Source organism: Mesorhizobium sp. M1A.F.Ca.ET.072.01.1.1 (genome assembly GCF_004023325.1).
Lineage (GTDB): Bacteria > Pseudomonadota > Alphaproteobacteria > Rhizobiales > Rhizobiaceae > Mesorhizobium.
This window is the reverse complement of sequence record NZ_RZSF01000324.1, coordinates 1-7484: the sequence shown is the minus strand read 5'-3', so window position 1 is coordinate 7484 and position 7484 is coordinate 1. Positions and strand designations below refer to the sequence as shown.

The window sequence follows — 7484 nt, the reverse complement described above, 5'->3', positions numbered from 1 at the left end:
CGTCTCGAGCGACCCAAGCGCGATGCACAGCATCGTCGCTTCAGGCACCACCCAAGCATCGGCAGCTTAGCGGAAAGGGCGACGACGCTACGCGTCGCGCACCAGCGTCGCCCAGCGTCCCGGCGTCAGCCCGAACGCCTTCTTGAAATGCCGGTTGAAATGGCTCTGATCGCTGAAGCCGGCCGCAACAGCGGTTTCGGCAAGCGGCTCTCCCGCTTCGATCATGCGCCGTGCTCGCTGCAGCCGACGCATCAACAGGAAGCGATGCGGGCTTGTCGAATAGGTCGCGCGGAAATGGCGCGACAGCGCGTAACGGTCGAGGCCGGTAACCGCCTCCAGCTCGTCGGAACGCACCGGCCGTTCAGCGTTTTCTTCGAGATAGTCGCGGGCCAGCGCGGCAGCCCGCCACGCGATCTTTCCCGCTGATTTTGCCGGCTGTCCGGCATGGCGTTTCAATTGCTGCGCCAGCTGCGCGATGAAATCCGCCACGAACAGGTCGTCGAGCTCCTCGGTGAGCGGTGTTAGCGCCGACAGCAGCGTGCCGCGCAACTGAGGGTCGCTCACCACAGCATCCTTAACGAAGGGGAGCGGCGATCCGTGGAGGCAGTCGAGCAGCATCGACGGCTCGAGATAGAGAATCCTGTATCGTAGGCCGTGCTCGGTGCCGGCGCCGCCGTCATGCAGTTCGTCGGGATGCAGAACGATTGCCTGGCCGGGGAGGCTGTGCTGAAGCGCGCCGCGATAGTGGAAGCGCTGCACGCCGTCGAGCGTCACGCCGATGGCGTAGGTGTCGTGGCGGTGCAGGTCGAAAGCATTGCCGTGGAATCGCGCCTCGATGCGCTCGAGGCCCGCGGCGCCGGGCGCCGAAACGATCCGGTCGTCCTCAGCGCACGAACGTTCAAGACCTCCCAGCGCCTCATTGCCTAGATCGTGCGCCATGGTCCCTGATCCACATCTCGGAGAGACATTTTGGTGTTCGACACGAAATTTGCAATCGTGCTCAAGGAAGATCTCGCCGTCTGGCAGAAGCTCAACGTTACCGCTTTCCTGACCAGCGGCATCGTCGCGCAATGTCCTGAAATCATCGGCGAGGCCTATCGCGACCGCGCCGGCAATTTCTTCAATCCGCTCTCGATCCAGCCCGTTATCGTGCTGTCGGCAGACGGGTCGACGCTTGCCGCGATCCACCGCCGGGCCCTGGAGCGCGGCGTGACGACATCGGCCTATGTCGAGGAGATGTTCTCCACCGGCCATGACCTGGCCAACCGCGCCGTCTTCGCCGAATTCGCGCCGGACGACGCCAAGATAGTCGGCATCGCGCTGCGCGCCGAAAAGAAGCTCGTCGACAAGATTACCAAGGGCGCCCGCATGCATGCTTGATTCTCCGGGAAGGATGCTCTTGGTGACTGATTGACCATTCGTCCGGACGACGTCGCGCACGTTCGAGATTGGCCGCGACCTCCCTGCTTCGCCAGCCTGAGGTCTGCGAGCGTCGCGTCGCTCCTTGCTCCGCACGGGATGACGAACCAGGAACGTTCTGCTGATCGCCAAGGCACTGCGCTCTAAGCCTGTCGGCACGTCTTGTTGGGCCAGTCGCTTTTGGCTTGCCGGTCGGCGGCGATTGCCGCAAAAGAATGGCGTCTACCTCTCCTCCGGCCCGATTTTGAGCGTTCCCAAAAATCACGACGACAGCGCGACGCCGCCCGCGGCGATGCTGTTGATGCTCTGCGTCTATGTCTGCTTCACCTTTCTCGACACCTCAAGCAAATATCTGGTGCTCGCCGGCGTCTCGGCGCTGATCGTCGCCTGGGCTCGATTCATCGTGCATGTCCTGCTTGTCGGCGTTTTCCTTCGCGGTTGGCGCGAGCCGTCGCGCTTCCGCGCCAACAACCTGCCGGCGCACATCCTGCGCGGATGCCTGCTTTTCGGCTCGACCATGTTCAACATCCTGGCGCTCAGGACGCTGCAACTCGCCGAGACCACCTCGATCTATTTCTTCGGCCCGATGGTGATCACCGCATTGGCCGGCCCGCTGCTCGGCGAGTGGGCGGGCTGGCGGCGCTGGCTGGCGATCCTCACCGGCTTCGTCGGCGTCCTCATCATCACCCGGCCCGGCGTCGGCGTGTTCGGCATGGGCCATCTCTTCGCGCTGGGCTCAATGCTGTCGAATTCTTTTTACGTCATCATGACCCGGCGCATGTCGTCGACGGAGACATCCGAGAGCCTGATCCTGTTCTCGGCGCTGGCGCCGGCGGTGCTGCTCCTGCCCATGCTGCCCTTCTCATTGTCCCTGCCGCAGGACGGCTGGCGCTGGGTGATCCTTTTGATGCTCGGCGTCTTCGGCGCCGGCGGCCATTGGCTCCTGGTCCAGGCCTATCGCCTGGCGACGACGACGGCGCTCGCGCCTTACCCTTATTCGCAGATGGTTTGGATGATCATCTCCGGCTGGCTGATCTTCCACCAGTTTCCCGACCGCTGGACCCTGCTCGGCGCTGCCATCATCGTCGCCAGCGGCCTCTACATTATCCACCGCGAGCACAGGCTTCGCCTGCGCAATTCCGCTTCCTTGGACACGGAAGCCGAGAGCTTGGCAAAAAAACTTTGATTTGCCCTCGATCGATGGCATAAGCCCCATTTAAACAGTTTAAAGGCCGGGGACCAAGGCTGGCACAGAAGATCAAGCTTTCGACGATCGCGGATGCGCTTGGCGTGTCCACGGCAACGGTGTCGCTGGCGCTGCGCGACAGCCCGCTGGTCGCCGGCTCGACGCGCGAGCGCATCAAGGAGCACGCGCGCGCCATCGGCTATATCTACAACCGACGGGCCGCGTCGCTCCGCACCTCGCGCTCCGGCATTGTCGGCGTCGTCGTGCACGACATCATGAACCCGTTCTTCGCCGAGATTCTGCGCTCGATAGAAAGCGAGCTCGACCGCAGCCGCCAGACCTTTATCCTGTCCAACCATTATGACCAGCTGGAAAAGCAGCGCACCTTCATCGACACGCTGCTGCAGCTCGGCGCCGACGGCGTCATCATGTCGCCGGCCATAGGCACGCCGGCCGAGGACATCATCATGGCCGAGGAAAACGGCCTCCCGGCGGTGCTGATCGCGCGCACCGTCACCGGCGCCGACGTGCCGGTCTTCCGCGGCGACGATGCCTATGGCACGGCACTCGCGACCAACCATCTCATCTCGCTCGGCCACAAACGCATCGCCATGATCGGCGGCACCGACCAGACCTCGACCGGCCGCGACCGCTACCAGGGCTATGTCAACGCCGTGGAGGCGGCCGGGCTGGAGGTGAAGCCGTCCTGGCGCATTCCTGGACCGCGCACCAAGCAGGCTGGTTTCGAGGCTGCAGGACAGTTCTTGGCGCTGAAGGACAAGCCGACCGCCGCCTGCTGCTGGAATGATCTGGTTGCGATCGGGCTGATGAACGGCATCGCGCGCGCCGGCCTGGTGCCGGGCGTCGATATTTCCGTCACTGGTTACGACGACCTGGAGGAGGCTGCGATAGCAACGCCGGCCTTGACCACGGTCTGGAATGGCCAGCGCGAGGTCGGCCGCCGCGCCGCCAGCGCGCTGCTCGACAAGCTGAACGGGCAGGCCGTGCGGCCGTCGCAGGAATTGATCAAGCCGGAGCTGCACGTGCGCCAGTCCACCGGCAAGCCGGTGGAGCGTCAATGACACAGACAGAAGCGAAGTCGCCGGTCGCCATCCTGGTGCCGGGCCGTTTCAACGACCATGCCATCGGCCGGATCGACAAGGCGTTCAAGCGCGTGCGGATCGAGCGCGCCGATCCGTCGCTCGTCACCGGCGAGATGCGCGAGAGCGTGCGCGGCATCGCCTCCTTCGGCGGCATCAGCGCGGCCATGATCGACGCGCTGCCCAATCTCGAGATCATCGCCAATTTCGGCGTCGGCTATGACTCCGTCGACGCTCGTCACGCGGCCGCCCGCGGCGTCATGGTCACCAACACGCCCGACGTGCTGACCGAAGAGGTTGCCGACACCACCATCGGCCTGTTGATCAACACTGTGCGCGAAATGTACGCCGCCGAGAAATGGCTGCGCGACGGCGACTGGGTGAGGAAGGGTGACTATCGCCTGAGCCGGCTCACCTTACGCGGCCGCCGCGTCGGCATCTTCGGCATGGGCCGCATCGGCCTCGCCGTCGCCCGTCGCCTCGAGGCTTTCGGCCTGCCGATCGCCTATCACAACCGCCGCCAGGTCGATGGCCTGTCCTACGAGTACCATGCGACGCTGAAGGGTCTGGCCGAAGCGGTCGACACTCTGATTTGCATCGCGCCGGGCGGGGCCGCGACGGAGAAAGCCATCAACGCGGGCGTCCTGGCGGCGCTCGGTCCCGACGGCGTCTTCGTCAATATCGGCCGCGGCAGCACGGTTGATGAGGCGGCTCTGGCTGCAGCACTCTCCAATGGCACCATCGCTGCTGCCGGGCTCGATGTCTTTGCCGACGAACCGAATGTGCCCAAAGCGCTGCTCGATGCGCCCAACACCTCCCTTCTGCCGCATGTCGGATCTGCGTCCGACCACACCCGCCGGGCCATGGCGGATCTGTGCGTCGATAATCTCATCTCCTGGTTCGGCGAGCGCCGGCCGCTGACCCCGGTGCCGGAGACGATCAACGTCAAGCCACGCGCCTGAGTGGAACGCCTGCCACACTCATTAACGCCTGCTTAACCATCATTCTGCATACTTCGTTATGCATGTTGTCCAAAATCGGCGCGTGGTTTGGAGAACGGCATGGCACGGCAAGCCAGGATGTGGAGAGGCGGAGTGAAGCTGTTAGCCGGATTGGTTGCGTCAGTCGCCTTATACGGGGGCGTTCAGTCCCTGCACGACGGCAAGGGCCAAAGCGCGGTCGAGCAAGCCGGCCTCTCCAACAGCTATCGGCTGACAGCCAATGGCGACGAAGCGGCCTGCGCAATCAAGCGCGGCGCCGAGGTTTCGGACGGCCTGTCGCTGCTGACAATTGCTCCGAACTGCAGCAAGCTGATGCCCGGCATCGAGCGTGTGAAATTCTGGCGCGAGCAGGCCGACGGCTCGGTCGCGTTCAGCGAGAACGGCATCGATCCGATCGTCACCTTCGGTGTTGCTGATGGCGACGGCTACGAATCCTATGCGCCGGCCGCCCCGCTTTTGGCACTGAACGCGACGACCAGCGACTGAGTTCGGCTATTCCGCCGCCGCGCGTGCACCGGCCTTCGCCGCCGCATGCAGGCGCACGGCATCGCCGAAGGCGCGGAAGATCTTTGCCGAGTTGCTGTCCGACTTCACCCAATATTCGGGATGCCACTGGACGCCGACGGCGAAGGCGCGGGCCTCCTTGACCGAGACGGCCTCGATCGTGCCGTCGGTCGCCAAAGCCTCGACCTGCAGTTTCGATCCGAGCCGGTCGATCGCTTGGCGATGCAGCGAGTTGACCTTGATGTCGCCGGCGCCGAACACGCCGGCGAGACAGGTTCCGGGCTTGATCGAAATCGTCTGGTGGATGCCGAAGCGCTCGTCCTGATTCTCGCTCACCGGCGCGCGGTGATCGAGCGAGCCTTCACGCTCCTGGATCTCGGTGCCGAGCGTCCCGCCCAGCGCCACGTTGAGCTCCTGGATGCCGCGGCAGATGGCGAGCAGCGGCACGCCGCGCTCGATCGCCTTGCGGATCAGCGGCAGCGTGGTGGAGTCGCGCGCCGGGTCGTAGGGGCCGTTGGCCTCGCTGGGATCACCGCCATAGAGCGAGGGATGCACATTGGATTTCGAACCCGTCACCATCACGCCGTCGACCGAGGACAGCAGCTCGTCGAAATCGAGCCGGTCGCCGAAGGACGGCACCAAGAGCGGGAACACGTCGGCGCCGGCGATCGCCGCCTCGATATATTGCTGGGGCGCGGCATGCCATGTGTAGTTGTCGAACTGGCGGACATCGGTTGAGACGGCAACGAGCGGCTGCTGCATTTTGGATACGGGTTCCATCGAGGGCTAACGAATTATTCTGCCTACAAAATAGGCGATCAGCCGGCACTTTGCCATGGCAAGTTTCGGCTCGCCGAATGGGCCAGGACGGTCGGCGTTAGACTATAGTTGCACGCTGCCCGCGGTGCTGGACTCGACATCTTGCCCGTGTATTGTTTCGCGCAGCCGATCAGGGCACCGCGGATGTCCGAGCATCGGTCTGTTGGTTCTAAACGGGAGGAAAATGCATGGATCGTCGTTCGTTCATCCGTAAGGCCGGTGCATCCGGTGTTGGTGTCGCGGCAGCGGCCGCCGCGCTTGCCACGCCGGCGATAGCCCAGTCCAATCCGAAAGTGACCTGGCGGCTGGCATCGTCCTTCCCGAAATCGCTCGACACGATCTATGGCGGTGCGGAAGTGTTCTCAAAAATGCTGTCGGAAGCGACCGACGGCAATTTCCAGGTTCAGGTCTTCGCCTCGGGCGAGCTCGTTCCCGGCCTGCAGGCGGCCGACGCCACCGCCGCAGGCACCGTCGAGGCATGCCACACGGTGGCATATTACTATTGGGGCAAGGACCCAACCTGGGCGCTGGGTGCCGCAGTGCCGTTCTCGCTCAACGCGCGCGGCATGAACGCTTGGCACTACCATGGCGGCGGCATTGACCTCTTCAACGAATTCCTTGCAACGCAAGGCCTGTTCGGCCTGCCGGGCGGCAACACCGGCGTGCAGATGGGCGGCTGGTTCCGCAAGCAGATCAACACGGTCGCCGATCTTTCCGGCCTCAAGATGCGCATCGGCGGCTTTGCCGGCAAAGTGGTGCAGAAGCTCGGCGTCGTGCCGCAGCAGATCGCCGGCGGCGACATCTACCCGGCGCTGGAAAAGGGGACGATCGACGCCGCCGAATGGGTCGGCCCTTATGACGACGAGAAGCTCGGCTTCTACAAGGTCGCGCCCTACTACTACTATCCCGGCTGGTGGGAAGGCGGCCCGACCGTGCATCTGATGTTCAACAAGGCAAAATACGAGGAATTGTCGCCCGCCTACAAGTCGCTGGTGCACACGGCCGCGCAAGCCGCCGACGCCAACATGCTGCAGAAATACGACTACCTCAATCCGGCGGCGGTGAAGCGGCTAGTCGCCAGCGGCGCCAAGCTGGCTCCTTTCAGCCAGGAAATCATGGCCGCCTGCTTCGAAAAGGCCAACGAAGTCTATGCCGAAATGGAGGCCAACAACGCGCCATTCAAGAAGATCTGGGAATCCATCAAAGGCTTCCGCAAGGAGCACTATCTCTGGGCTCAGGTCGCCGAATACAACTACGACACCTTCATGATGGTGCAGCAGCGTAACGGCAAGCTGTAGCCGGGGATTACGCCCTCTCCCTATGGTGACCAGGGCTATCGCATATGAGTAAAGAGTTCATAGAAGAAGTCTTTGCTCCAATTGGCCCTGCGCATCTTGCTGGCGATTGGTTTGTCGAGCGGATGGGCAGCCAAGATGTTTTGGGCGAGCCTGCGGA

Annotated in this window: 8 protein-coding genes; 6 read left to right on the top strand and 2 right to left on the bottom strand. The window is 63.6% G+C overall.

The features are described from left to right. Positions 1-87: 87 nt before the first annotated feature. The gene (locus EOA32_RS30255) at positions 88-939 is read right to left on the bottom strand and encodes an AraC family transcriptional regulator (protein WP_128373668.1); all 852 of its coding nucleotides are present in this window, start codon (positions 937-939) and stop codon (positions 88-90) included. Positions 940-972: 33 nt separating this feature from the next. Here EOA32_RS30255 and EOA32_RS30250 point away from each other — a divergent pair, with 33 nt between their 5' ends. The 5 genes from EOA32_RS30250 to EOA32_RS30230 all read left to right on the top strand — a co-directional run bounded on the left by EOA32_RS30250 (position 973) and on the right by EOA32_RS30230 (position 5192). Continuing rightward, positions 973-1380: a DUF2000 family protein gene (locus EOA32_RS30250; protein ID WP_067003707.1), complete on the top strand. Its 408-nt coding sequence runs from the start codon at positions 973-975 to the stop codon at positions 1378-1380. Between the two features lie 340 nt (positions 1381-1720). Further along, positions 1721-2605, top strand: a complete 885-nt coding sequence (locus tag EOA32_RS30245; RefSeq protein ID WP_067003709.1) for a DMT family transporter — start codon at positions 1721-1723, stop codon at positions 2603-2605. A gap of 59 nt (positions 2606-2664) precedes the next feature. Further along, positions 2665-3687: a LacI family DNA-binding transcriptional regulator gene (locus tag EOA32_RS30240; protein ID WP_128373667.1), complete on the top strand. Its 1023-nt coding sequence runs from the start codon at positions 2665-2667 to the stop codon at positions 3685-3687. Continuing rightward, entirely contained in the window at positions 3684-4667 is a 984-nt protein-coding gene (locus tag EOA32_RS30235) for a 2-hydroxyacid dehydrogenase (RefSeq protein ID WP_128373666.1), read from the top strand. The genes EOA32_RS30240 and EOA32_RS30235 overlap by 4 nt, the downstream gene beginning before the upstream one ends. 132 nt (positions 4668-4799) lie before the next feature. Beyond that, positions 4800-5192, top strand: coding sequence for a hypothetical protein (locus EOA32_RS30230; protein ID WP_189407490.1), 393 nt, complete (start codon positions 4800-4802; stop codon positions 5190-5192). Positions 5193-5198: 6 nt separating this feature from the next. Here the strand turns inward: EOA32_RS30230 and EOA32_RS30225 are convergent, their stop codons facing one another. Further along, positions 5199-5972: a gamma-glutamyl-gamma-aminobutyrate hydrolase family protein gene (locus tag EOA32_RS30225; RefSeq protein WP_095782240.1), complete on the bottom strand. Its 774-nt coding sequence runs from the start codon at positions 5970-5972 to the stop codon at positions 5199-5201. Positions 5973-6217: 245 nt separating this feature from the next. Between EOA32_RS30225 and EOA32_RS30220 the strand changes: the two genes are divergently transcribed. Beyond that, positions 6218-7327 carry a TRAP transporter substrate-binding protein gene (locus EOA32_RS30220; RefSeq protein WP_067003340.1) on the top strand — a complete coding sequence of 370 codons (1110 nt, stop codon included), beginning with the start codon at positions 6218-6220 and terminating at the stop codon, positions 7325-7327. Positions 7328-7484: the final 157 nt, after the last annotated feature.